Raw genomic sequence first — 25,411 nt, 5'->3', positions numbered from 1 at the left:
TCTTGTCGGACTCGGAAAGCTTGGAAAGGTCGGGACGCGGGAGCTTGTTTGCCATGCCGCTATGATGAACGAAGCGTCCGGCGTTTACAACATGTATATTTCATCGTCACTCAGGCTGAACAGTTACCATTTATCTTTGCGTTTTTTTATACAAACCCTCGCGCCTGGCCTTCATGCGCAGCATGGCGTGGTGTTCATAACGTAGCGATGCCTCGCTCTCCTTGTCGCCTTTGGCGGCGCCAGCCGGCTTGGCCTCGGCACCGGCGGTTTCCTCGGCGCTCGCCGCTTGCTCATCCTTGTATGGATCGCCGTCTTTGTATTCCCGGTCCTTGTTGCGATACTCCCCCGGCGCGTCGAAACCCTGATCGAAGTTCTTGCTGGACTGGCCCAAGCGCAGGCCTTCGGGTAAAAACGCTTCCGGCAGGATCGGCGCAGTCAGCGGAACCGCCCAGTCGTCCGGCGGCAGTGCATTGATGCGGATGCTCGTTACCCCCGTCGCCACGATCATCACTGGCGCTGTTATGACCGTCCATATTTTCCCGACAAAGGAGGTGTTGGCATCGAGTCCCTTGGAGATCGAATACCTTGCCTTGGGCGACTCCGGAGACCAGAATGCCTGGCTGCCACGCTTGGGTTTGCCATACTGGTTTTCCCAAAAGTCGTAATTCCCCTGCGGCCCCACCAAAAATTCATGGGAAAAGACACGCTGGCAAAACGTCCCGCCGCCGTTGGTGGCATCAATTTCCTGTTGACTCATGCCGCGCCAGCCGATCCCCTGCACGGTGCTTGCAGAGATCACCTGGTCATGCGGATTGAAATACAGCGTCACCCGCCCATACGTCGACGGTTTCAGTCCGTAACCGTACTTGTTGCGGTCGGACTGGGCGTCGAAGCCGTGTGCTTCGTTCTTCATGAATTCGTCGATGCTCTGCACCGGTTGTTCCTTCGGAACCTGCTTGCGCAGGATGTCGAAGAAGGCGGCGAGAGTGCCGTTACGCGCGGACAAGGACTGGCGTCCCCCGTTGCCCTGAGCGTCTTTCATATCGCGCTCGGCCCAGCCTTGGGTAGCATTTTTGCCCACCAGGCTGAAGGGTGGATTGCACAATACATAGGTATCGGCCACGCAGCGCCCGCTTTTTCCTTTTTTATCCGTCACATCGGCCAGTTCGTCGCCAATAAACGCGGCAGCCATGCCAACCATATTGCCCTGGCTGTGGCAGACGATGGTGATCGGTACGTCGGCCTGCTTCTTGCGCAGAGATTCGATCAGCTTCGCCAGGCGCAGCGCCGCCAGCACGTAATAGGGGCGCGGCGGGCAGGCATACACGTCGCGGTTATTGGTCGGATTTAAGTGCTGGACATGCAGCCACAGAAACAGCTGATCGGATAAGCCGCTGCTCCACAAATCGGGCAGCGCGGTGCACCCATTGGCAAACGGCCCCCCGCCCCAATAATCTTTTTCATTCAGATACAGTCCGTCACCGTATTGCTGCAAATCTTCAGAACTGGCTTTGTAACCCCAGCGGAACCGGATCACCGGAGAAAAATGCGCGTCCTCTGAAATGAACGTTTTCGCCGAGCAGTCCGGATTGAGAAATCCATCCTCCGTCAGTTCCGCGCGATACTGCACCGGCCTCAGTTGTCCGCCTGCCGGGGTCGGATAAGCCATATGTTCATTGCGCCGCTTGAGCCGGTCGTTCAGTCCTTTGCACAATCCATCCTCGGCCTGGTCATACCATTCACCGTCAGAATTGACCCCGTGAACGAAGATGATGATGCCAGGCAGCGGCAACTGCATCAGCACATCGAGGTGCTTGGAATTGAGCAGGGAAATGCCGCAATTGACGCCCACCATCAGGGCATCGGGTTCATCGAGCGGGCTGCAGGCCGCCGTCGCGCCCTGCGCCTGTTCCGGGTTGGAAGATGCGTTCATGGATGTCCTTATTCAGAATCTGAGCGGAAAAACGTGGCGGTCAGCAGTTGCAGGCGGTCGCTGGTGATCGTGTCGCCTTCGCCAGCGGCATTGCTTTTGCCGGACAGCGGGCCGTCGTCCGATCGCTCGACATGCAGCTTCATGCCTTCGACCGGTTTGCCGTCGGTGGGACGCAGCAGGCGGGGAATGCGGCCGAACTCGCCGTCGCTGAACGAGGGCAGGACGGGCGTGGCGCTGGCGGGCCCGTTCCAGTGATGGCCGTTGGTGTTGATGTCGATCGGTCCCGGCCCGCCGATTTCCACATTGCCGCCTTTCAGGGTCAGATAGGCGCCGCCGCCGACCATCAAGGTGATTTCGTCTTCCGCCATGACGATCACCCGTTTCCCGGCCGTGACCTTGATGTCCTTGGTCGAATCGACAAGCATGTCGTCGTGCTGGCTTTGCATGAGGAACTTGCCGTGATGGGCAATCTGGGTGATCCCATCACGATGCGAAAACAGCGATATTCCCTTGCCCGCATTCAGGTTGAAACGCTGGCCGCTGGTCAGTTGCATGTGCTGCTGCGCCACCGTATCGACATTGACGCCGGCGTAGCTGACCAGCGTCTTCGGCGTGCTCAACGCCAGCCCGGCCGGCGCCGTCATGCTCAAGGTCGGCTTGCCGCCCGACTGTTGCGGCGCCGTATTGCTGCCGCCGGTCGCCGCGTCGAGGTCGTCCTTGAGTTCCTGCTGCGGCGCCGGGTCGAGTTCCAGCGCCTGGTGTTCGGCCGCGTACTGTCCCAACGACTTGAACAGGTCGAGGCAATCCTGCATCAGGCCCAGATGTTCCTCGCGGCTTAGTTGCCCGGCACAGGCGTCGAGCCGTTTCCACGCCGAGATCAGCAGCGACTTGGCGCTGCGAATGGCGCCACTGTCATTGGTGGCGAGCTCGAAGCCTTCGCCGCGCGGCTCTGCTGCGCCTTGACAGCGCGGATGCGTCAGATACCCCAGGTTGAGCTGGCTGTGTCCATGTTCGCTCTCGAGCTGGGCGCTGATCTGCCCCGGCGTGTCATCCATGCGCAGCTGGTTGTAGCGCTGTGCATGGACTTCCTTGCTCACGATGCCGGACAGGCAACGGTCGCCCGGGAGCCGGCTGGTGTGGCTGAACGCGGGCGGCGGCGTATCGCCACCGTGCACGCGGCCCATGATCAGCGGCTTGTCCGGATCGCCACCGAGAAAGACGCAAATGACTTCATCGCCCGCGCGCGGCAGCGAGATGGCGCCGTAGTGCGCGCTGGCCCAGCCACTGGCCACGCGCACCCAGGCCGAGTCGCGCTCGCTGTCGGACGCCCCGGCGCCTTGCGCGTGCGCGTGGTCTTCCACGCGGCAACCGGCAAAGCGTATCTTCACGCGCCCCATCGCATCGCAATGGATTTCTTCACCTGGCGGCCCGACCACGGTGACGCTTTGCGCTTCCGTACGCGGCAGGTCGACGCGCGGATCGTAGGCGGGGACGATCGGGATGCCGCGCCGCACGCAGGTAAACTGGTTGGTGTAGCGCACATCGCGTTCGGCGCTGGCTTGTTCCAGCCCGCCGCTGTCGCTGCGCCAGTGGTTGAGCGCAAACAGGCGCCGCACGCGTTCGTCAAGGGCCTTGGGCAGGTTGTTCTCGGCTTGCGCGCGCAGTTCCGTGACCACGAATTCGCATTCATGGGCGGCGTGCGAGGCCAGCTCCGGATGCCCGGTGACGCTGTTCCATTGACCGACGCACATATTGCGTTCGCTGCCTTGGCCCTGGAAGAACTTGGCGTCGTACTCGTGGCGCTGCATGCGCAGCGCGGCCAGGCTGCGATAGTCGCCGGCGTTGTCGCCCGCGTGCGGCACGTCGATCAGATAGTCGTCGAGGCTGGCTGCGAACTGGTTGCCGAGCGTGCCCTGGTCGTTGGCGCCGCTCTCCCGGCTGGCCATCGACCATGCTTGCGCGTAGTCCCAACTGCGCCGGCTCACCCGGCCCGCCGTCAGGCTGCGTACTGCGTGCCAGGCGGTGATGGTGTCGCGCGTTTCGGTCGCCGCGTCGCGGTGGTAGCGCACCGCGCCAGCGGCATTCTTTTTCAAGACCATGACATCGTCGAACAGCACCAGCGTGTGGGCCGGCGTGTCGTCGCTGCCTCGTTCGCTCGATTTGCCGGGCTTGATGAACCAGGCGATGCCGCGCCGTTTCCACAAGCGGCGCAAGAATGCGGCGTTCGATTCGTTGTACTGCATCGTGAATTCGCGCGCCGCATAGCTGTTCAGATGGCCGAGGTCGAATTCGAAGGCACGCGCCGCAATCGGGTTGGACTGGCGCCATTCGCTCAGGACCACGTCGGTGATGTCGACTTCGCTGGCATTGCGAAAGACACGGGTATTGCAGCTTTTATCGAGCAGCGAAAACGCGTCGCGAACGATTAACTGATAGGTCGCCAGCCCACCATCGCTTTGGCCTTCGGACGCACCGGCGACGATGCCGCATACCGAGCGCAAGCCGCCGCTGGCGGTGACGAACTGGAGTTCTACCGGATTGGCGATGAATTGCTTGAGCGCCATGCCAGCCTGCGTGGCCACGCATAGCAGGCAGTACTCGATCCCACCGCACATCGTCTCGGTGCCGCTCACATGCTTGACCAGTAACTTGTCGTCAAGTACGCCGCTGTTACCTGACAGCCGCAGACGGATCGGACGGGTCGCTTCGCTGAGGAAAACGGCGGACAGGGGACTGGCAATCATGCATGCACTCCTGGAAAGAGAGAGGCGGATGGGCGATTCATCTATTCCACTATGCAAGCGCAACGCACCGCAAACATTGCCCAAACGCAATTCATGATCAGGTGATGCCAAACTACAACAGCAACCCAGGCCGGCCCTGCCGCCGTCTCTCCGCCCCTGCCAAGCTCATCAATTACATGGCACAATCGCGCCCTCGGTGCCAAAGGCACAACATCCGCGTGAATCGTTCCCATGTCTGAACAACAAATCGTCATCGCCGGCGGCGGCGTCTCCGGCCTGTACTGCGCCATCCGCCTGGCCGAAGCCGGGCACCAGGTGCTGATCCTGGAAGCCTCGTCCGACCGCTGGGGCGGGCGCATCGAAACCGAAGACATGGACGGCTTCATCGCCGAATACGGGCCGATGCGCTTCGAGCCGACCCTGCAGCCGCGCTTCGCCCAGCTGTGCGCCGAGCTGGGCGTGGGCCTGGTCGACTTTTCCGGTCCCTCGGCCGACGAACTCAGCGTGCCAGACAGCCAGCTGCCGCCCGAAGAACAGGGCCTCAATTCGCTGCAACTGCTTAAGCGCGGCATTATGCTGGTGATGGGGCGCGACCCGGCCGACCAGGCCTGGATCGACGGCCTGACCGAATCCGACTACAACCGCCTGCGCCGCCATGCGCAGCTGCACGGCCATCCGCTGTGGGCCACCGGTTTCTGGAACGTGATGTCGGGGCAGGGCATCCTGAGCCACCGGGCGCTGGTCAAGCTGCGCGACACCGGCACCTTCTATCACATGATTCCCGAGAACCTGAACGCGATCGAATGGATCATCTGGTGGCTGCGCGCGCTCAAGACCGTGGGCCAGAAGCTGGCCAGCATCGCCGGCGGCTCGGCCAAGCTGACCGATGGCCTGATGGCCAAGATCCACAGCCTGCCCAACATCACCCTGGCCGGCGGCCACACCCTGCTCGGTTTCCGCCCGACCGGCCTGGGCCAGGCCAGCATGGAGCTGGACGTGCGCACCAAGAACGACACCATCAAGCTGCAAGCGGCGCGCCTGATCCTGGCGTTGCCGCGCATGCCGCTGGTCAAGCTGGCGCAGCACCTGCCGGAGCACATCGCGACCCATCTGGATGCCGTCAACGGCTTTCCGATGCTGAAGATTTTCTTCGTCAGCAACGCGCCCTGGTGGGATTACGACCAGCCGCCGCAGCAGTACGCGAATTGCCTGCCGACCCGCGAAGTGCATTACTTCCGCCGTCCGCAGGGGCGCGATCTGGATGGCCACGGCATGGTGCTGCTGTACATGGACCGCCCCTCGACCGAGTTCTGGCGCCATTACCTGAGCGAGCCAGACAAGCACGACCGCGCCGAAGTCGACCAGGATGCGCGCATCGTCGACGCCTTCGCCCTGTTCGTCGCACGCGACGTCAAGCGCCTGCTGGAAACGAACGAATCGCACCTCAAGCTCAACGACCACTCGAAGGCGGTGTTCCGCGACCAGACCCTGGCCCAGGCCACGGCTTACATCAAGAATTCGATCATCACCTACGGCATCCGCGACTGGGCGCGCGCGCCGTACGGCGCCGCCAACCATGGCTGGCAGCCGGGCGTGCGCTCATGGAAGGTGATGGATGCTTTCAAGGCCTTCGATTTCGGCAGCGGCGCGAAAAACGTGCACATCGTCGGAGAAGCGTATTCCGACTACCAGGGTTTTGTGGAAGGGGCACTGAACAGTTCCGAGCTGGCGTTGGAAGCCATCCTGCATGAGCGCTGAGACGGCCATCGCCGGCCGAAAAATTGACATTCCGGCTACGTGCGCTTCCGTACGGACGGCCTGGCCCTGCGCGGGCACAATGGATTCATTCGATTGCAATGCCCCGGCCCCCAGCCGGCGTGTTTCCGTCAAAGTAATTCCGTTTAAAGCGCGGCTTCAAGGGCCGCGCCCTCTTTTTGCGTCGTGCCTTGCATTCCCGGCCGTCGTCCGCGCACGATCACGCTTCATCTCAAGGAATACCATCATGTCATTCAATCACGTCGTCGTCTGGCTCGACCAGGCCGAAGCACACGTTATCCATTTCACGCGCGATGCCGCCGAGTCGGAAGTCATCAAGACCGCCTCCGTGCACTCGCAGCATAAAAAAGCCGGCGTCGATGCCAGCATTCAATCGGAACAGAATCCCGATTACCTGAACGAGATCGCCGCCGCCATCGAAGCGGCCCAGGAAATCCTGATCGTCGGCCCGGGCCAGGAAAAGCTGGTCTTCATCAAGCACCTGGAAAAGCTGCATGCCGCCATCGCCGCTAAAGTGGTCAGCGTCGAAACGGTCGACCATCCGAACGATGGCCAGCTGCTCGCCTATGCGCGCAAGTATTTTGTCAAAGAAGGCATCATGCATTAAGCATGGCGCAGCAGGCATGACGCAAAAAACCGGGAGCGCCGTTAGCGGGCGTACCCGGTTTTTTTACGTCCCACGCCGCGCGCGGCGCCGCTTATGCGTGCGCCGCTTCGAGCTTGAACACGCGCACCACGTCGGCCAGCTCGGCCGCCTGGTTCTGCATCGACTGCGCCGCCGCGGCGGCCTGCTCGACCAGCGCCGCATTCTGCAAGGTCATTTCGTCGAGCTTGACGATGGCCTTGTCGACGCTGCCGATATCGACGCCCTGCTCGCGCGTGGCCGACGAAATATCGTCCATGATCCGGCTCACGCGCTGCACGCCTTCGACCACTTCGCGCATGGTGTTGCCCGCTTGCTCCACCAGGATCGTGCCGGTGCCGACCTTGGACACCGAATCGTCGATCAGCAATTTCACTTCTTTGGCCGCCGCCGCCGAGCGCTGCGCCAGGTTGCGCACTTCGGACGCCACGACCGCGAAGCCGCGCCCCTGTTCACCGGCACGCGCCGCTTCCACGGCGGCGTTCAGCGCCAGGATGTTGGTCTGGAATGCAATGCCATCGATGACCGCGATGATGTCGACGATCTTGCGCGACGAGGCATTGATCACGCCCATCGTCGCCACCACGCCATCGACCGCCTCGCCGCCGCGCACCGATACTTCCGAGGCCGCCTGCACCAGTTTGCTGGCGCTGGCCGCATAGTCCGCATTGCGCCCGACCGAACTGACCAGCTGGGCCATCGATGCCGCCACCTCGGCCAGCGCCGAGGCCTGGTGCTCGGTGCGGTTCGACAGGTCGATATTGCCGGCCGCGATCTCGCTCGACGCCAGCGCCATCGATTCGGTGCCCATCCGCACCTTCGAGACGATCCCGCTCAGGCTGTCGCGCATGGTCTTGATCGCGAATACCAGGCTCGATGGCACGGCCGATTGCACATTGACAGCGTGCTGCAGTTCACCCTGGGCGATGCGCTGCGCCACGTCGGTGGCGTAGGCGGGCTCGCCGCCGAGCTGCTTGAGCAGGCCGCGCACGATCAGAAAGCCGACGCTCAGGCACACCAGGACCGACAGCACGCTCAGTGCGCCGATCCAGAACGTGGCGCTGGAGGCCTGGCCGCTGGCCTCGTCGCTGGCCGCGCTGCTTTGCGACTGCACTTTTTTCAGCAGCACGTCGATGTCGGCCACGATCTGGCGCCGCAGCGGACTGCACTCGTTGACCAGGAACTGGCCGAAGGCATCCATCTCGGCCTTGGCGCGGTAGTGGCGCGGACGCTCGAGTTCCTTCGCCATCGCCTGCAAGCCCGCCTTGACCCTGGCAAAATCGGCATCGCCGGAAAATGCCTTGTCGAGCTGTGCCAGGGCACCGAGGTAGACCGCCTTTTGCTGGTCGACAATGTCGAGCTCCCTGGTGGCGGCGCCGTTGTCGACGAAGATGAAGGCATTGCGCGCCGCGATGCCGGTCTGTGCGAGTGCTTCGCGCGCCACGCGCAGCGGATCGAGCTTTTCCTCGGTGACGTGGTTCAGGTCGCTGATGGCCTTGTCGACGCTGTTCATCCGTACCACCGCGAAGATGGCCAGGACCAGCGTGATGGCCAGGACAAGGGCGAAGGCGCTGTAGAGTTTGGTAGCGATTTTCATGGTAGAGGAAGAGGGCATGATGAGCAGTCCGAGATTGTGGGCGTCACTCAGTCACGGGCAGCGTGAGTACGCGAAAATTGATGAAACTGTCGATATGGTGAGGCAGTAGTTTCCAAAAATCAATAAATATTTGCTGAAAACACCGATGTTGTGTACTTTTTTTGCGCAAGCTGAGTCGGATCATCAATTTCGATAAATATTTTTATGTGTAAACATAAAAGCTACGCTACACTGGATATTTCTTTGTAGAAATTATCCATGGCGCGCCAACCCATCACTGCTTCCGATCCCGTCATGACCACGAGTGACGCCGCCCGCCTGCTGGGCGTGGCGACCAGTACCGTGCAGTTATGGATGGAAAGCGGTGCTATTGCGTCGTGGAAAACGCCGGGCGGGCATCGCCGCGCGTTGATGAGTTCGGTGCTGCGCATGACCCGGCCCGACCAGTCCGCCGCAGCGCCCGGCCCCTGGAGCGGAGCGGCGCCCGCCGCCGAATTCACGATGCTGGCCGAGCCGCCCTATCCGGTGCCTGAGCGAGAGCAGGCGCGCCTGTCCGCGCTGGCGGCGCTGCAACTGGTACCGTCAGCCGCCGAAGAGCGCTTCGACCGCATCGTGCGCCTGGCATCGCTGGTGACCGATTGCCCGATCGCGCTCATTACCTTGCTGACCGCGCAGCGCCAGTGGTTCAAGGCGCGCGTGGGTCTGAAAGCGGGCGAGACGCCGCGCGCATGGGCGTTCTGCACGCACGCGATCCTGCAGCGCGAGCCGTTCATCGTCGAAGATGCCTCGCAGGACGCGCGCTTTCGCGACAATCCACTGGTGACGGGCGCACCGAAGATCCGCTTTTACGCGGGGTATCCTTTAGTCGGTGTCAATGACCTGGCGCTAGGCACCCTGTGCGTGATCGACCGCGAGCCGCGCCGGCTCAAGAGCCGCGAGCTGCAGGGCCTGGAAGACCTGGCCAGGATGGCCATGCGCGAACTGAGCACGCCACCGCGCGGCTAGGCCGATGCCGTGTCGTCGCCGAAGACGGCTGCCAGGCCGGACGCGTCGATGCTGCGTTCGCACCACAGTTCGAGCTCCGCCAGGGTGGCCGCGGCGATGCGTTGCGTTGCCGCTTCCGGCAGATTGCCGAAACGCTTGCGCAGCAAATGCGTGAGCACGCCGCGCAGTGCGCTCAATTGCCCTTCTGCCCGACCTACCGTTCGGCCTTCCGTCCGGCCTTCCTCCCGGCCTTTTTCGGTTCCCTTCTGAAAGCCGATATCCTCGAATTCCTCGGCCCAGCTTGCAAATTTACGTCCCATGTCGGTGGCCTCCTTCGCATTCTCAAACGTGAACGATTCCGGTTCGCCGCGCCGGCTGGCCAGGCTCGCCAGCCACACCTCGACCGAGCGCATCAGGCTGGTCTGGGGCGCATCCTGGAACCAGGTGAGCAGCGCGGGCAAGACCTTGTCTCTGACCTCGGAAGCGCTTGAAAGTTCCATCCGAAACAGCAGCGCCAGCAGGGTGGCATTCGCTTCCAGCGCCGCCGGCTTCAGGCGCTGCTGGTCGATCAGCAGGTAGCGCTGGGATGGCTGGAATGGCGCCAGTTCGGCGGGCGCGTCCATGAGCAGGGCGGCCAGGCCGGTGCTGGCGTGCCAGTCCGGCGTGTCGTTGTAGAACACCAGCGGCAGCACCGGCGGCAACAGCAAAGACGGCGGCAATTGATGCCGCTTGACCAGGTTCTGGCACAGCAAGCCGACGTAGTTGTGCATGCGCAGCGCCATCCAGCGGTCCACGCCGGACTGGAATTCGAGCAGGATATACACATACAGGGATTGCTCGCCGATCCGCACGCGCCAGACGATGTCGTTCTGGCGCGCCGCCAGGCGCTCGCTCACATACACCGGATCGACCGGTTCGAAGCAGGACAGCGCCACATTCTCGAACAATTTGAAGGGCGTAAAGTGCGTGACCAACTCGCGCACCAGCTCAGGATGGGCAAACAGCGAACGGTAACCGAGGTCGTGATGAGCAGGCATGAGGCATTCCAGCCAGCGATCCTGCCCGACCTTTGCGCTGCATCAGGCGTGCGCGGCGCATCGCCGGGCATGTGCTAGTCCTGGCCGGGCCTCTCCTGGCCGGGCCTTTCCTGGCTGGGCTCTTCCAGGGGCGCGGCGCGCGGCGCGCCGGTGGGCACATAGCGCAGCAGGTAGATCGTCACGCCGGCGCCGATACACAGCAGCAGCACGGTCAGCCCGGTGCGCTGCAGGCGCAGCATCGAATACGCCAGCGACGCCCACATCAGCACGATGATGGTGATCTTGGCGCGGCGCGGGATGCCGCGCCCTTGTTCGAAATCGCTCAGGTATTTGCCGAAGACTTTGTTCCCCAGCAGCCAGGCATGCAGGCGCGGCGAGCCGCGCACGAAACAGGCCGAGGCGAGCAGCAGGAAGGGCGTGGTCGGCAACAGCGGCAGGAAAATGCCAAGGATTCCCAGCAGCACGGCAAGGCATCCGATGATGTTCAGTAGCAGTTTCATGTGGAGTCCCTGGTCGCCGTGGAGGAGGGCGCTGCCGGTGGCGAACCTGGCGCGAGCGCGCATCCTACCACTTGCCGCGGCGCTAAGAGTACGGGCGCGTGGCCGTCATCCGTTCCCACAGGCGTTCGAGCAGTCCCTGCATGAAGTGGACGGCCCGGTTCACCATCGATCTGTACGCCAGCGCAAAGCCCGATGGCGCCGCCACGCGCACGCGCGCAGCCGGCGCGCGTGGCGGCGCTTGCGTTGCCGTCACCTTGGCGGCCGCTTTCTGCGCCGAGCGCGACGGTTCTTTCTCGACGCTGCAGTTGCACCCGAGCAGGTGCATGGTGGCGACCAGGCGCTGCGCCGTCACATGGTCGAGCCTGCCGCGCACGAGGGCGTTCGGCGTCCCCAGCATCGTCACCGCCTGTTCGCGCGTGCATTTGAGCAGCGGCACCAGCTTGTCCAGCATGGCGCCCGTATTCACGTTCTTCTGGATGCTGGTGAGTACCACCCGGAAGCGCGCCGGACGGTACACCAGGCCGGCCTGGGTGTCGATCACCGTCAGCGACAGCGCGCCGGCGCGGCGCAGCACGAAGGACAGCACCTCGATATTCTTGTACGACAGGGTGAGCACGCCGATGTCGCCGGTCAGGCAGTCGAGCAGCGGGGTGTCGCCCCACGGACAGGCCGCCGCGCTGGCGCGGCTGTAGGCGCCGCTCGAAGCGCACGGATAGCGCGCCGTGATGGCGTCGTAAAACTGCAGCAGGCGCGCCGACGGCGGCAAGTCCATCGAGGTATGCGCGAGCGTGTTGGCAAACCCCCGGACAGACAGATTGTCGGAAGGCACTGGCGGGACCACCACTTTCAAGATGTAGCTCATCCGAAAATATTGATGCTTATGGGAAACGCGTAGTGTATGCCATTTGACGCCTTGCGCGGGAGAAGTGCGAAACGGCGTGGCGCGATTGCGACAATCGATGCTGCGCGTGGCCGGCTTGCAGGGCAGGGGCGGCGCGGCGCCCCTGCTTGTCCGCGTGTGTTTACACTACCGTGTTCGGCGTCGCCGCCGCCACGCCGCGCGCCAGCGCCGCCGCCACCCCGGCGCCATACGCCGCGTCGGCCCTGGCGCAGTTGGCGATATGCCGCTCCTGCACCGCGCGCGAGGCGCCGCCCAGCGAGCGCGCCGTGTTGTCCATCAAAATCTGCTGCTGGGCCGGCGTCATCAGGCGGAACAGGGCGCCCGGCTGGCTGTAATAGTCCTCGTCGACCCGGTGGTTCCAGTGCGCGGCGGCGCCGTCGATGGCCAGCGGCGGCTCGGAAAAATCGGGCTGCTGCTGCCACTGCCCCCTGGAATTGGGCTCGTAGCCGATGGTGGCGCCGTGGTTGCCGTCGATCCGCATGGCGCCGTCGCGGTGGTAGCTGTGCACCGGGCAGCGCGGAGCGTTGACGGGAATCTGGTGATGGTTCACGCCGAGCCGGTAGCGCTGGGCGTCGCCGTACGAGAACAGCCGCGATTGCAGCATCTTGTCGGGCGAAAAGCTCACGCCCGGCACCACGTTGGCGGGCGCAAATGCCGCCTGTTCCACGTCGGCAAAGTAATTCTCGGCGTTGCGGTTCAGTTCCAGCACGCCCACGTCGATCAAGGGGTAGTCGCGGTGCGGCCACACCTTGGTCAGGTCGAAGGGATTGATGTGGTAGGTCGCCGCATCGCGTTCCGGCATGATCTGCACCTGGAAGCGCCAGCGCGGGAACGCGCCGTTCTCGATGCTGTCGAACAGGTCGCGCTGGTGGGTTTCGCGGTCGCGCCCGACCAGCTCGGCCGCTTCGGCGTCGCTCAGGTTCTTAATGCCCTGCTGGCAAACGAAATGGAACTTCACCCAAAAGCGTTCGTTCGCGGCGTTGATGAAGCTGTACGTGTGCGAGCCGAAGCCGTGCATGTGGCGGTACGAGGCAGGAATGCCGCGTTCGCTCATCACGATGGTGACCTGGTGCAGCGCTTCCGGCAGCAGGGTCCAGAAGTCCCAGTTGTTTTCGGCGCTGCGCAGATTGGTCTTGGGGTCGCGTTTGACCGCGTGGTTCAGGTCGGGGAACTTGAGCGGGTCGCGCATGAAAAACACCGGGGTGTTGTTGCCGACAATATCCCAGTTGCCCTGTTCGGTGTAGAGCTTGATGGCAAAACCGCGAATGTCGCGTTCGGCGTCGGCCGCGCCGCGCTCGCCGGCCACGGTCGAAAAGCGCATGAACAGCGGCGTCGTCTTGCCCACCTCGGCAAACAGGGTGGCCTTGCTGTAGCGCGTGATGTCGCCCGTCACGGTAAAGGTGCCGAAGGCGCCCGAGCCCTTGGCGTGCATGCGCCGTTCCGGGATCACTTCGCGGTCGAAGTGGGCCAGTTTTTCCAGGTGCCACACGTCTTGCAGCAGCAGCGGGCCGCGCGCGCCGGCGCTTTGCGTGTTCTGGTTATCGGGCACCGGCGCGCCGGCGGCCGTGGTCAGTTTGGTCATGGGAAGTTCTTTCAGAGGAATGGGCAGGAATGGCGGCGCCCCGGGGCGCCGGCCGCTGTGTTTTAGTGACGAGGCTTGTCAGCCGGGCGGCGACAAAAAGGGATCAGGAACGGATAAACGCCAGCAGGTCGGCGTTGACCTGGTCCTTGTGCGTGTCGGTCAAGCCATGCGGCGCGCCCGGATACACCAGCAAGGTCGCATGCCTGACCAGCCTGGCCGCCGCCTTGCCGGCCGCCTCGATCAGCACGATCTGGTCGTCGTCGCCATGGATGATCAGGGTCGGCATGGTGAATTTTTTCAGGTCCTCGCTGAAGTCGGTTTCCGAGAACGCCTTGATCGCGTCGTAGGTATTTTTGTGTCCACCCATCATGCCCTGCATCCACCACGCCTGCACCAGGCCTTCGGAGCGGGTCGCGCCGGGGCGGTTGAAGTTGTAGAACGGGCCGCCGGCGATCTCCCGGTACAGCTCGGCACGGTTGGCCAGGGCGCCGGCGCGGATGCCGTCCAACACGCTGAGCGGCAGCCCGCCCGGATTGGCGGCGGTTTGCAGCATCAGCGGCGGCACCGCCGAGATCAGCCCGGCCTTGGCCACGCGCTTGCCGCCGTGGCGGCCGATGTAGCGCGCCACTTCGCCGCCGCCCGTCGAAAAGCCGAGCAGCACGGCATCCTTGACGTCGAGCTTGTCGAGCAGCTGGGCCAGGTCGTCGGCGTAGTGGTCCATGTCGTTGCCGTCCCACGGCTGGCTGGAACGGCCGTGGCCGCGGCGGTCGTGGGCGATGCAGCGGTAGCCCTGGCCGGCCAGGAAGATCATCTGCGACTCCCAGCTGTCCGCATTGAGCGGCCAACCGTGGCAGAACACGATCGGCTGGCCCTGGCCCCAGTCCTTGTAATAGAGTTCGACGCCGTCGCTGGTCGTAAATGTGCTCATCGCTGATTCTCCGTGGGATGGTTGGGAAGTGCGGGAGCTGCCCGCCGCAGCAGGATAGAGCGCCGCGCGCGCGGGCGCATCACCGGAAAGAGGGATGGCCGTCCATCCCATGTTGTGGCAGGCGATGATTGGCGGCATTATTCGGCATGGGTTAAAATGAGAACCATTCTCATTCGCACTTGACCCATGTCCGCCGCCGAGCTCGTCCAACAGCAAGCCATGCACGTGCTCTACCAAGGCCATCACGGCTGGCTGACCGGCTGGCTGCGCCACAAGCTGGGCTGCTCGGCCCAGGCCGCCGACCTGGCGCAGGACACCTTCGTGCGCGTGCTGGCGGCGCGCAACGTGACGCGCATCGCCGAGCCGCGCGCCTACCTTGCCACTGTCGCGCGCGGCATCCTGGTCAACTGGTACCGGCGCCAGGAACTGGAGCGCGCCTGGCTGGACGCCGTCGCCCGGCTGCCCGAAGCGAGCGTGCCCTCGGCCGAAGAGCGCTACCTGCTGCTGGAGACCCTGCAGCGCATCGACGCCATGCTCGACGCGCTGGCGCCGCCGGTGCGGCGCGCCTTCCTGCTGTCCCAGTTCGATGGCATGACCTACGACGCCATCGCCATCGAACTCGGCGTGTCGGCCATCACCATCAAGCGCTACATGAAACAAGCCTTCCTGCACTGCCTGCTGCTGGCCGATCGGGACGGCGCGTGACGGCGCCGATCGCGCCGCGCATCCTGGAACAAGCGGCCACCTGGCTGGCGCAACTGCACAGTGGCGACGCGAGCGATGCCGACCGTGCCGCCTGCGCCCGTTGGCGCGAGCAGGACCCGGACCATGCGCGCGCCTGGGCCCGCGCCGAAGCGCTGATGAATCAGCTGGGCGGCCTGCCGCCGGCGCTGGCGCTGCCGCTGCTCGACCGCCCCGCCAGCCGCCCGCGCCGCCAGGCCCTCGCCGGTGCCGCGCTGCTGGTGCTGCCGCCGGCCGGTTGGCTCGGCTGGCGCATGAGCGTGCCCGCGCACCGCACCGGCAGCGGCGAACGGCGCGAACTGCTGCTGGCCGACGGCAGCCGCGTCACCCTGGGCAGCGCCAGTGCCATCGATGTGCGCTTCGACCCCGCGCAGCGCCTGGTGCTGCTGCGCGAGGGCGAGATCCTGGTCCACACCGCGCTTGACAACGGCGCCGTCCAGCGCCCGTTTCGCGTCGCCAGCGCGCACGGCCGCATGCAAGCGCTCGGCACCCGTTTCAGCGTGCGCGCGCACCAGGGCCGCACCAGCGTGGCCGTGCTCGATGGCGCGGTCCGCATCGAGCCCGCCCACGGCGCCGCGCTGACATTGCGCGCCGGCCAGCAAACGGCCTTCAGCGCCAGCGCCGCCGCCGCACCCGCCGACACGGTCGACGCCGCCGCCTGGACGCGCGGCATGCTGCTGGCCGACAAAATGGCGCTGGCCGAACTGCTGGCCGAACTGGCGCGCTACCGCGGCGGCGTGCTGCGCTGCGACCCGCAACTGGCGGCGCTGCCGGTGTCCGGCGCGTTCCCGGTCGGCGGCCCGGCCGAAGTGGAGCGCGCACTGGCCATGCTGGCCGCCACCTATCCGCTGCAAGTCCAGTCGCGCCTGGGCGGCTGGTGGACGACCCTGGTGCCGGCGAAAAAATAGTTCGGACATGGTGATACTTTTTGCCGGCTCGGCTGGCCTGCATCGTGAACCCACCATTTTCACGCAAAGGAACTCCGCCATGCCGCACCCACGTCCGACCCGACTCCATCACGCCATCCGCATCGCCTGCCTCGGCCTGGCCCTGGCCGCGCCGCTGGCCGGCGCCGCTCCCGTCACGCTCGACAGCGCTCCCGTGCAAAGCTACAAGCTCCCGGCCGGCCCGCTCGGACGCGCGCTGTCGGGCTTTGCCGTCAACGCCGGCATCGCGCTCTCGTTCGACCCGGCCCTGACCGAGGGCCTCGTCGCCGCCCCGCTGACGGGCAGCTACCCTGCGCGCGAAGCGGCGGCGCGCCTGCTGGCCGGCAGCGGCCTGGAACTGGCCGCGCGCGCCGACGGCAGCTACACGCTAAAAAAGTCGGTGCCGCCAGCGGCCCCGGCGCCATCGGCAACAGCAGCGGCGGCAACAGCGGCAACCCTGCCCGGCGTGACCGTGACCGCCAGCGCTGACACCTCGGCCTTTGAGCTGCCCGACGCCTACGCCGGCGGCCAGGTCGCGCGCGGCGGCCGCCTCGGCATGCTCGGCAACGTCGACGCCATGAACACCCCGTTCAACCTGACCAGCTTCACCGCCCAGGCCATCGACAACCAGCAGGCCGCCACCATCGCCGACGTGGTCGCGCGCGACCCTTCGGTGCGCAGCACCGCCCCCAGCGGCGACGTGGCCGATTCCTTTTTCATCCGCGGTTTTGCCATCGGCGATAACAACATCGGCGAAATCGCCTTCGACGGCCTGTACGGGGTCGCCCCCAACTACCGCCTGCTGGCCGACTACGCCGAACGGGTCGACGTGCTCAAGGGCCCGGCCGCCATGGTCTACGGCATGTCGCCCAACAGCGGCGTGGGCGGCAGCATCAACGTCGTGCCCAAGCGCGCCGGCGCCGACCTGACCCGGGTGCAGGCCGACTACGCCAGCAGTGCGCAAGCGGGCCTCAAGACCGACCTGGCGCGCCGTTTCGGGCCCGAGCGCGCCTTCGGCGCGCGCCTGAACGCCAGCCACCGCGGCGGCGACACCGCCATCGACAATCAGTCGCGCAAGGCCAGCCTGGGCGCGCTGGCGCTGGACTACCAGGGCGAACGCCTGCGCGCCACGCTCGACCTGATCGACCAGCGCGAAGACGTCGACGCCCCGTCGCGCCGGCCGTCGCTGAGCGCCGGCCTGGCCGTGCCGCGCGCGCCCGGCGGCCGCACCAATCTGACCCAGCGCTGGGAATGGTACGACAGCCGCGAGCGCTCGGCCCTGCTGCGCGCCGACTACCAGGCGCACGAGCAGCTGACCCTGTTCGCCAGCGCCGGCACCGCCCGCAGCGACGTCGAGCGCCTGTTCAACACGCCCTCGATCGTCAACGCCGCCGGCGACACCAGCGTGCTGCCGACCCGCGCCGTGTTCGACGTCGAGCGCAGCTCGGTGAGCGCCGGCCTGCGCGCGCGCTTTGCCGGCGGCCCGGTCAAGCATCAGCTCACCCTGGAGTGGAGCCAGTACGAAGACCGTCTGGCGATGGGCACCCAGGCCGGCCGCCTGTACACCTCGAACATGTATATGCCTGTGGTGCGGCCGGCCCAGGACGTCGCCCCGCCGGCGCTGGTGAGCAAGCGCTCGACCAACCGCCTGGGCGGCGTGGCGCTGGCCGACATGCTGTCCATGTTCGACCAGCGCCTGCAAGTGATGCTGGGCCTGCGCCATCAAACCATCCGCGCCGACACCTTCGGCGCGTCCGGCGCGACCAGCGCCCAGTACGAGCGCAGCGCGGTCACGCCGATGGCCGGGGTGGTGCTCAAACCGTGGCGCCAGGTGTCGCTGTATGCCAACCACATCGGCGGCCTGAGCAAGGGCGACAGCGCGCCCGATACCGCCGTCAACGCCGGCGAAGCATTCGCCCCGTACAAGGCGAAGCAGAACGAGATCGGCGCCAAGGTCGACCATGGCAGCCTGGTGACCAGCGTGAGCCTGTTCCAGATCACCCGTCCGAGCGGCCAGCTCACCGCCAACCGCTACGCCGCCGATGGCGAACAGCGCAACCGCGGCATCGAAGTCAACGCCTACGGCAAGCTGGGCGAGGCGGTTCGCCTGTCCGGCGGCGCCAGCTGGACCGACGCCGAGCTGGTCAAGACCAACAGCGCCGCCACGCTCGGCAAGACGGCGGTCGGCGTGCCCAAACTGCACGTGACCATGAGCGCCGAGTGGGACCTGGCGCAGCTGCCCGGCCTGACCCTGACCGGCGCGCTGCAGCACAGCGGCGCCCAGTACGCCAACCAGGCCAACACCCAGCGTCTCGACAGTTGGACCAGCGTCGACGTCGGTGCGCGCTACCGTACTACGGTGTCGGGCCGGCCGCTGGTGCTGCGCGCCGGCGTGCGCAATGCGACCGGCAAGGATTACTGGGCCGGCGCCTCGACCTGGGGCACCTTGATCGCGGGTGCGCCGCGCAGCGTGGTGCTGTCGGCGGCGCTCGACTTCTGAGGCCGGGGGCGGGCGGGATTGCGGTCGTGCCTGCGCAATCCTTCAGTACCGCTGCCCCGCATTTAGAAACGCAGGCTGTTATGCACTTCAGGCTGACGCTCGACTTCCGAGTCGATCGCTGACGTTGTATTCTGAAGCGGCCAACATTGGATACCCGTCCATGAGCGGCGGTACTGCCAATTGACGTTTTTTGAATTGATTGTTGCATGTTGCGCAACGCGCACTATTGGAGGGCATATGATCACCATGCACCCGGGCGAGTATCTTCGCGAGGTCTACCTTGAACCGCTGGGCATGACGCAAAGCGAGCTGGCAAAGCGTTTGCAAGTGGATAAATCCAGCGTTTCCCGTGTCATTTCCGGAAAAGCCGAGCTGTTCGCCGCGATGGCTGTCAGGCTATCGCAAGTGTTTGATTTGTCGGCAGAGGCGTGGATGGGGATGCAGACCGCGCATAGTTTGATGTTGGCGCGGAAGAATCTGGAGAAGATGGATGTTGACGGGACTGAGCTAGCCCCTGCCTCGTGATTAACGGTGTCAACGACGACAACGCTGATTTTCCTGACGGCGGCCGGGGGCGTTCGCGGGTGAGGTATGATCGCCTTTTAGCCATTCCCCCTCCCCATGCACCCCCTTCGACTACTTGCCATCGTCCTTGCACTGTGCTCGTTTCCGGCGCTGCTGGGCTGGTGCCTGCTCACCATAGCGGGCGGCGCCGTCGTCCTGGGAGGGGCCGCCGCCAGCGCGCTCGCATTCGCTTCGCCGCAAGCCATCTTTGCCGGCGTGGTGGTGATGGGCTGGCTGAGCCTGGGTTCCCTGGGCTGGACCGCGTGGCATATTTCAGACTTGCTCATCGCGACGCCGCGCTGGGTGCTGGCCGGCTACGTGTGCGGCGCGCTGTTCCTGGCTTTTGCGCTGTTCAGGGTGCCGCTGTCCCTGACGGATCTGCGCATCGCCGGCAACTGGCTGCGCTATTTTGGCGGTCCCGCTGGCCTGCTGATGCTGGCCTTGTGGCGCCTGTGGCAAATCCGCCGTGCCGACACCGTGAGTCTGTATGATTTGCACGAAAGAAATGGGTTCGAAAGCGTTGCCGATGGTACATTAGAGCTACCGTCCGACCACCTTGCCAGCCCATGTTCAAGCGACCCGCCTGCCTCTTCGCGCTGATTGTCCCTCTCTGTGCCCCGCTCGCCGCCAGCGCCAGCGCGGAGGCGCAGCTGGTCATGATCGCGCCGCTGAACCAGACCATGCCGCTGACCCGTTTCCAGAATAACAAGCTGACCGGGGGCATCCTCAAGGATCTGGGCGAGGCCATCGCGCGCCGCCTGGGTCGTGGCATCGCCTGGATCAGCGTGAGCGGAGACCAGGTCAGCGCCACCCTCGACGCCGGCACGGCCGACGGCATCTGCTACGTGCGCCCGTTCTGGATCGACGGGCATTTCGACTGGAGCCGTCCGCTCATCCCGGACGCCGAAGTGGTCGCTTCGCAGCAGGGCGCGCCGCCGGTGCGTTCGCTGGCCGACCTGCGCGACCGCCCGGTCGGCACGGTGTCCGGCTACCGTTATCCGCGCGTCGAGCAGGTGCTGGGATTGCGCTTCCAGCGCAGCGAATCGGTGACCATGGAAGAAAATTTGCGCAAACTGATGGCCGGCAGCGTGCGCCATACCGTGATCGGACAGGCGACGCTGGCGTACCAGATGCGCATCAACAAGGCCCTGAAGCTGCGCCAGGACCTGGTGTTCGCCTCGTTCAAGGCGCAGTGCGCGTTCTCGAAAAAGGCCGGGGTGCCGTTCGAGGACGTCGACCAGGCCATCAACGGCTTGATCGAGGATGGCAGCGTGGAGGCCATCCTGGCGCGCTACCGCTGAGGATCAGAAGTAACTCAGCCCCATCGCGCGCTTGACTTCATCGGCCGTCCGCGCCGCCACTTCGCGTGCGCGCGCCGTGCCATCTTTCAGGATCTGCATCACGTGGCCGCGGTCCTTTTCGAACTCGGCGCGGCGGGCGCGGATCGGCGCCAGGAACTCCTGCAACACCGCTTCCAGGCGCGCCTTGACGATGCTGTCGGCCAGGCCGCCGCGCTGGTAGTGCGCCTTCATCTCGGCCAATGCATCCTTTTCCGGATCGAACGCGTCCAGGTAGGCGAACGCGATATTGCCTTCGATATGCCCGGGATCGGCCACGCGCAGGTGCAGCGGGTCGGTGTAGACCTTCTTGACGGCCGCGCGCACTTCATCGGCCGTGGCCGACAGGTTGATCGTGTTGCCGAGCGACTTGCTCATCTTGGCCTTGCCGTCGATGCCGGGCAGGCGGCCGATTTCCGGTACCAGCGCCTTGGCTTCGACCAGCACGTCCTGATTGACGATGCGGTTAAAGCGGCGCACGATTTCGTTGGTCTGCTCGATCATCGGCACCTGGTCTTCGCCGACCGGCACCAGCACCGCCTTGAACGCGGTGATGTCGGCCGCCTGGCTGGCCGGGTAGGTCAAAAAGCCGGCCGGAATGTCGCGCTCGAAGCCGCGCAGGCGGATTTCTTCCTTCACGGTCGGGTTGCGCTCGAGGCGCGCCACGGTCACCAGGTTCAGGTAGTAAAAGGTCAGTTCGGCCAGCTCCGGAATTTGCGACTGGATCAAAATGGTCGACTGGGCCGGGTCGATCCCGGTCGCCAGGTAATCGAGCGCCACTTCAATCACATTGCGCTGGACCTTGGCCGGGTCGTCCATATTGTCGGTCAGGGCCTGGGCGTCGGCCAGCATGATGAACTGGCGATAGTCGCGCTGGTAAGTCACGCGGTTGCGCAGGCTGCCGACGTAGTGGCCGAGGTGCAGGGGGCCGGTCGGACGGTCGCCGGTCAGGATGATGGGTGCTGCGGTCGATGCGGGTGAAGACATTTCGATAGTCCTTGGGTGGGTGCCCCTATCGGAAAACGCTCATAAAAAACGCCGCCCAATCGAGGCGGCGTTCATGGAAAACACATGATGGTGCAAGCGCCGCGCGATGTCAGCGCAGCCACCAATTCAAATACCGGGCATGTGAGTTAAACGTTGTCATGCTCGTATCGTCGCAGTTTTGGGCGGCCGTGTCAATCAGGCCGGGCCGCGCAGGCCGGGCCGGCCGGCCGCCGGCCTGTCATTCCTGTCCGATCGCATGGCGCAGCGCGGCGCGCGCCAGCAGCCGGGTCGAATCGAGCGTGGGCAGGGGCGAATTGCTGTTGTTCATGATCAGCGGGATTTCCGTGCAGCCCAGCACGACCGCGTCGCAGCCGCCATCTTTCATTCGTGTGATGGTTTTTTGGAAATAGGCGATTGCCGCCGGCTTGCATTCGCCGTTGACCAGCTCGTCCATGATGATGCGGTTGATTTCCACGCGCGCCGCCAGGCCCGGGCGCACTGTGGCCAGGCCGTGCGCGGCGAAGCGGTCGGGATAGACTTCGCTCTCGACCAGCCAGCGCGTGCCGGTCAGGCCGACGCGCTTGTAGCCGCGCGCCAGCGCTTCGTCGGCCACCACGTCGGCGATGTGCAGCCACGGCAGGGGCGAGCGCGCCAGGATCGGCGCCAGCGCCTGGTGAATCGTGTTGTCGGGGCAGATCAGGAAATCGGCGCCGGCGCTGGCCAGCTTGTGCGCCGACGAGAGCATCAGCTCGCCCACGCCCGCCCAGTCGTCGGCGTCGATGCAGCGCATGTAGGCGGCCAGCGCGTGCGAATGCATGGTCAGTTGCGGATGCTCGTAGGGGCCGAGCTGGCGCGCGCCCTCGTGGCAGATGGTGCGGTAGCACAGCGCCGCCCCCTCGGCCGAGCAGGCAACGATGCCGATATGTAGCTCACGGGTGGCTGAATTCATTGACTCCATCCTATCACTATGTGGCGCACAAACGTTTTGTTACCTCTAAATGGTTGTCGCCATTGTAGCGCGCCATTTACAATTCTTTCTCACCCTCACTTTCCCCGGATTTCACGATGAATGCCCGCCTGGTTTGCCGTATCGCTACCATCCTCCTGCTGCCGGCCGTGCTGAGCGGTTGCGGCGTGCTGGCGGCGCCTTGCCGCGTCGGTTCGGCCGTGATCAAGATGGTTCCCGTGGTCGGGCACGTGGCCGCGCTGCCGACCGACGCCTGCGCCGCGGTGATCGATCCTTGACGCTGCGCTTGCCGACACCGGCTCCGCCGGCGGGCCGCTGAGCGTGGAACAGTACCTGCGCCGCCACTGGCTCGCCTCGCTCCTGCTCGCCTCGTTCCTGCTGCTGCTGGTGTGGGCCGCGATGGCGCCGATCCGCCCGGGCAGCCGCGATTTCCTGCTCGACATTCCCGAACACGCCGCCGAACGCCGCCGCGCCGGCGACAGGGCCGAGGTGCTGCCGCCGGTGGTGCGCCTGACCGTGGGCTTGCGCGACGTGCTGCTGCTCAGGAACAGCGACAGCGTGCCGCACCAGGTCGGCGGCCTGCGCCTGATGCCGGGCCAGGAATTCCGCCTGCCCTTCGAGCGCGCCACCGAATTGCAGTTGCCGTGCAGCGCGCGCGTCAGCGGCGAGCTGACGGTGCTCGTGAGCATCCATCCGAACCCCGGACCGGACCGCCTGCGCTGGCGCCTGTACGCGCTCGAACAGGCGCTGCGTGGTTACGCGATCAAGGGGCCGCCGGAGCGTAGTTAATGCGCCGCGCTTCGCGCAGGCGGCCGTTTTTCAGCTTGCCTTCCACCAGTTCATCGCCCAGCAGGGCAAACATGCGTCCCTGCACGAACAGCGGACGGGCGTTGCCGTACCAGGCCGCCTGGTCCCCGGGCGCGTCGTGCTGGGCCTTGAGCGCGCCCAGTTCGCGCAGCTTGAGCGCGGTGTTGCGCAGGTACAGCACCGATGCCGCGTCGGCTACCGCGTCGGCTACCGCGTCGGCTACCGCGCCAGATGTCGCGCCGGCTACCGCGCCGATCGCGCCGTCGCTCTGGTCCGGCCGGGCGGCTTCCACGATCGCCAGGCCGAGCATGCCCTGGCCGGGGCGCTGGGCGGCGTAATACGGCTCCTGGACCGGCGCCGGCGTTTCCTGGGCGTTCGGATGGACATAGGTGCTGGCCACGGTGGCCGGCTGGTCCGGGCCCGCTCCCAGCCTGATACTGCTCAGGTGCAGCGCGCTGCGCGCCTGCCCGGCCACCACCGCGTCCACGCCCATGGCCGCGATGCGCTCGACCGGGTGCGCCAGTTGCAGGCGCTGCAATCCGCCGGTGCCATCCCAGCGCAGCGCGTACAGCGGCGCGCGGCCGTCGGCGCTACCGGCCGCGCCGCCGTACACCAGCCACGGGCCGATGAAGCGGTTGCGCAGCGGCGCCGAGGAAAAATCGGGCAAGTCCTTGTAGCTGGCCATGGGCGCGCGCTCGCTGCCGTCGGAAAACGCTTGCAGCGGCAGGCGCAGCAAGGCCAGGGCGCCGGCGCCGCCCTGGCTGCGCCAGGAACGGGTGGCGCCGTCCGCGCCCACCAGCACGTTCAGGTGGGCGTCCGCGCTTTCGTGGAACGAGTAGCGGTCGTGCGGGGCGCCCGCGACCCGCACCGCGCCCGGCGCGCCACCGTTGAACGGCATGCGCACCAGTCCGGCGCCGGACTCGCCCGCGTACGGCAGCGTCCATACATACAGCGCTTGCGAGGCCATGTAAACGGCCCGCGCGCGCGGCGCCAGCACGGTGCTGGCGTCGCAGCGCAGCGTGCGCGTGGCCAGGTCGCACACGGTGACGCTGTGCAGCGCCAGGCGGCTGTCGATGGCGGCGTCGAGGCGGTACACGCGGCTGGCCGGAATGATCCGCCCGAACGGCGCCGGACCTGCGCGCAGCGCCGGCAGCACGGCCAGCGGGTCGGCGCCGAGCGGATCGGGCGCGCCCGCTGCGTACAGCACCAGCTTGCTGTCGATCTGGCTGATGGCGAGGCTGCCCGGCGCGCCGTCGCCGGCGCGCAGCAGGTAGCTGGCGCGAAACGCCAGGCGGCCGCCGGCGTCGATGTCGAACAGGTTGATGCCGGTGCTGCGCTCCGCTTCGCTGTAGCCGATCACCGCCAGCGTGTCCTCCGACACGATCAGCTCGTCATAGCGGCTCATCCCGGCGCCGCCGGGGGCGAAGGCATCGAGCGCCGCCACCGGCTTGAGCTGGTCCTTGCCGATCTCGACGGTAAACAGGCGCCCGCGGCGCAGCAGCACCAGGTGCCTGCCGTGCTCGGCGGCGAGGGCGCTGTCGCGCTGTGCAAGGGCGCCTGCGGGCGCCGGCGCTGCCGCGTCGAGCGGCCCGGCCGCTGCCGGCTGGTCCTTGAAAAACGCCTCCAGCTGTGCGTCGTCCTCGAACGCGTGCAGGGTTTTCGGTGGCGCCGGCTCGCTGGCGCGCTGCTGGCAGCCCGTGAGCAGCAGCAACGCCAGGCCGGCCGCAAAAATGTGCGACATGGGGGTGGCTCTCCTGATTTCTGTCTTTTCTTGTATTTTCTTGTGTCTTCTTGTTGTTTGCCCGCAGCGACTATTGCGCATTGGCGGGACATGGAATGTAACGGAAGCGGCCGCAAAAAGGGGTTGCTTGATGTAAAAAAAGTAAAATGGCGATACACACACGCCACCACAGCGCGTGACAATCGTGCTTCGCTGCCGCCCCGGATTCTGGCATCA

Annotated in this window: 22 protein-coding genes; 11 read left to right on the top strand and 11 right to left on the bottom strand. The window is 65.6% G+C overall.

The features are described 5' to 3' along the window. Positions 1-130 precede the first annotated feature (130 nt). Together F2P45_RS10280 and F2P45_RS10275 are read right to left on the bottom strand one after the other, a co-directional pair. Positions 131-1,933 carry a T6SS effector phospholipase Tle3 domain-containing protein gene (locus F2P45_RS10280; protein WP_166873766.1) on the bottom strand — a complete coding sequence of 601 codons (1,803 nt, stop codon included), beginning with the start codon at positions 1,931-1,933 and terminating at the stop codon, positions 131-133. A gap of 8 nt (positions 1,934-1,941) precedes the next feature. Beyond that, positions 1,942-4,677 (bottom strand): type VI secretion system Vgr family protein, encoded by a 2,736-nt coding sequence (locus F2P45_RS10275; protein ID WP_166873763.1) that lies wholly within the window; start codon positions 4,675-4,677, stop codon positions 1,942-1,944. 231 nt (positions 4,678-4,908) lie between these two features. Here F2P45_RS10275 and F2P45_RS10270 point away from each other — a divergent pair, with 231 nt between their 5' ends. Both F2P45_RS10270 and F2P45_RS10265 read left to right on the top strand, forming a co-directional pair. Beyond that, complete coding sequence (locus tag F2P45_RS10270) at positions 4,909-6,435, top strand: flavin monoamine oxidase family protein (protein ID WP_166873760.1); 1,527 nt, start codon at positions 4,909-4,911, stop codon at positions 6,433-6,435. Positions 6,436-6,679: 244 nt separating this feature from the next. Continuing rightward, the gene (locus tag F2P45_RS10265) at positions 6,680-7,060 is read left to right on the top strand and encodes a translational machinery protein (RefSeq protein ID WP_166873757.1); all 381 of its coding nucleotides are present in this window, start codon (positions 6,680-6,682) and stop codon (positions 7,058-7,060) included. A gap of 91 nt (positions 7,061-7,151) precedes the next feature. Here F2P45_RS10265 and F2P45_RS10260 read toward each other — a convergent pair whose 3' ends face one another. Next, the gene (locus F2P45_RS10260; RefSeq protein WP_229505008.1) at positions 7,152-8,711 is read right to left on the bottom strand and encodes a methyl-accepting chemotaxis protein; all 1,560 of its coding nucleotides are present in this window, start codon (positions 8,709-8,711) and stop codon (positions 7,152-7,154) included. Positions 8,712-8,987: 276 nt separating this feature from the next. Here F2P45_RS10260 and F2P45_RS10255 point away from each other — a divergent pair, with 276 nt between their 5' ends. Then, a complete protein-coding gene (locus F2P45_RS10255; RefSeq protein ID WP_229505007.1) occupies positions 8,988-9,698 on the top strand; it encodes a GAF domain-containing protein in 711 nt (236 codons plus the stop codon). Here the strand turns inward: F2P45_RS10255 and F2P45_RS10250 are convergent. The 5 genes from F2P45_RS10250 to F2P45_RS10230 form a co-directional block, all read right to left on the bottom strand. Then, a complete protein-coding gene (locus tag F2P45_RS10250) occupies positions 9,695-10,714 on the bottom strand; it encodes an Rpn family recombination-promoting nuclease/putative transposase (protein WP_166873751.1) in 1,020 nt (339 codons plus the stop codon). The genes F2P45_RS10255 and F2P45_RS10250 overlap by 4 nt on opposite strands. Positions 10,715-10,788: 74 nt before the next feature. Then, positions 10,789-11,214, bottom strand: a complete 426-nt coding sequence (locus tag F2P45_RS10245; RefSeq protein WP_166873748.1) for a YbaN family protein — start codon at positions 11,212-11,214, stop codon at positions 10,789-10,791. A gap of 82 nt (positions 11,215-11,296) precedes the next feature. Beyond that, positions 11,297-12,076: a hypothetical protein gene (locus F2P45_RS10240; protein WP_166873746.1), complete on the bottom strand. Its 780-nt coding sequence runs from the start codon at positions 12,074-12,076 to the stop codon at positions 11,297-11,299. 160 nt (positions 12,077-12,236) lie between these two features. Continuing rightward, positions 12,237-13,697 carry a catalase gene (locus F2P45_RS10235; protein ID WP_166873743.1) on the bottom strand — a complete coding sequence of 487 codons (1,461 nt, stop codon included), beginning with the start codon at positions 13,695-13,697 and terminating at the stop codon, positions 12,237-12,239. Positions 13,698-13,800: 103 nt separating this feature from the next. Then, positions 13,801-14,736, bottom strand: coding sequence for an alpha/beta fold hydrolase (locus F2P45_RS10230; protein ID WP_229505012.1), 936 nt, complete (start codon positions 14,734-14,736; stop codon positions 13,801-13,803). A gap of 75 nt (positions 14,737-14,811) precedes the next feature. Here F2P45_RS10230 and F2P45_RS10225 point away from each other — a divergent pair, with 75 nt between their 5' ends. The 6 genes from F2P45_RS10225 (at position 14,812) to F2P45_RS10200 (ending at position 20,657) form a co-directional block, all read left to right on the top strand. After that, complete coding sequence (locus F2P45_RS10225; protein ID WP_166873737.1) at positions 14,812-15,330, top strand: sigma-70 family RNA polymerase sigma factor; 519 nt, start codon at positions 14,812-14,814, stop codon at positions 15,328-15,330. Further along, positions 15,327-16,274 carry a FecR domain-containing protein gene (locus tag F2P45_RS10220; RefSeq protein WP_166873734.1) on the top strand — a complete coding sequence of 316 codons (948 nt, stop codon included), beginning with the start codon at positions 15,327-15,329 and terminating at the stop codon, positions 16,272-16,274. The genes F2P45_RS10225 and F2P45_RS10220 overlap by 4 nt, the downstream gene beginning before the upstream one ends. A gap of 79 nt (positions 16,275-16,353) precedes the next feature. Next, on the top strand, positions 16,354-18,792 hold the full coding sequence (locus tag F2P45_RS10215) for a TonB-dependent receptor (RefSeq protein ID WP_166873731.1): 2,439 nt from the start codon (positions 16,354-16,356) through the stop codon (positions 18,790-18,792). A gap of 237 nt (positions 18,793-19,029) precedes the next feature. Further along, positions 19,030-19,317, top strand: coding sequence for a HigA family addiction module antitoxin (locus F2P45_RS10210; RefSeq protein ID WP_166873728.1), 288 nt, complete (start codon positions 19,030-19,032; stop codon positions 19,315-19,317). A gap of 96 nt (positions 19,318-19,413) precedes the next feature. Next, positions 19,414-19,956 carry a hypothetical protein gene (locus F2P45_RS10205; RefSeq protein WP_166873725.1) on the top strand — a complete coding sequence of 181 codons (543 nt, stop codon included), beginning with the start codon at positions 19,414-19,416 and terminating at the stop codon, positions 19,954-19,956. Next, positions 19,923-20,657, top strand: coding sequence for a substrate-binding periplasmic protein (locus F2P45_RS10200; protein ID WP_166873723.1), 735 nt, complete (start codon positions 19,923-19,925; stop codon positions 20,655-20,657). Before F2P45_RS10205 ends, F2P45_RS10200 begins: the two co-directional genes overlap by 34 nt. Positions 20,658-20,660: 3 nt before the next feature. On the opposite strand, the gene trpS is transcribed toward F2P45_RS10200, so the two are convergent. Beyond that, positions 20,661-21,680, bottom strand: coding sequence for a tryptophan--tRNA ligase (gene trpS, locus F2P45_RS10195; RefSeq protein WP_166873721.1), 1,020 nt, complete (start codon positions 21,678-21,680; stop codon positions 20,661-20,663). A 238-nt stretch (positions 21,681-21,918) separates the two neighbouring features. After that, positions 21,919-22,629: an aspartate/glutamate racemase family protein gene (locus tag F2P45_RS10190; RefSeq protein ID WP_166873719.1), complete on the bottom strand. Its 711-nt coding sequence runs from the start codon at positions 22,627-22,629 to the stop codon at positions 21,919-21,921. A gap of 116 nt (positions 22,630-22,745) precedes the next feature. Here F2P45_RS10190 and F2P45_RS10185 point away from each other — a divergent pair, with 116 nt between their 5' ends. Next, positions 22,746-22,925, top strand: a complete 180-nt coding sequence (locus tag F2P45_RS10185) for a DUF6726 family protein (RefSeq protein WP_166873717.1) — start codon at positions 22,746-22,748, stop codon at positions 22,923-22,925. 43 nt (positions 22,926-22,968) lie between these two features. Next, complete coding sequence (locus F2P45_RS10180) at positions 22,969-23,436, top strand: hypothetical protein (protein ID WP_370663231.1); 468 nt, start codon at positions 22,969-22,971, stop codon at positions 23,434-23,436. Here F2P45_RS10180 and F2P45_RS10175 read toward each other — a convergent pair. Continuing rightward, complete coding sequence (locus F2P45_RS10175) at positions 23,411-25,195, bottom strand: hypothetical protein (protein ID WP_166873716.1); 1,785 nt, start codon at positions 25,193-25,195, stop codon at positions 23,411-23,413. The two genes, F2P45_RS10180 and F2P45_RS10175, sit on opposite strands and share 26 nt — an antisense overlap. Between the last annotated feature and the right edge of the window lie 216 nt (positions 25,196-25,411).

Origin of the sequence: Massilia mucilaginosa (assembly GCF_011682145.1) — a bacterium.
GTDB classification, from domain to species: Bacteria; Pseudomonadota; Gammaproteobacteria; order Burkholderiales; family Burkholderiaceae_D; genus Telluria_A; species Telluria_A mucilaginosa.
This window is presented reverse-complemented; position numbering and strand designations above follow the sequence as displayed.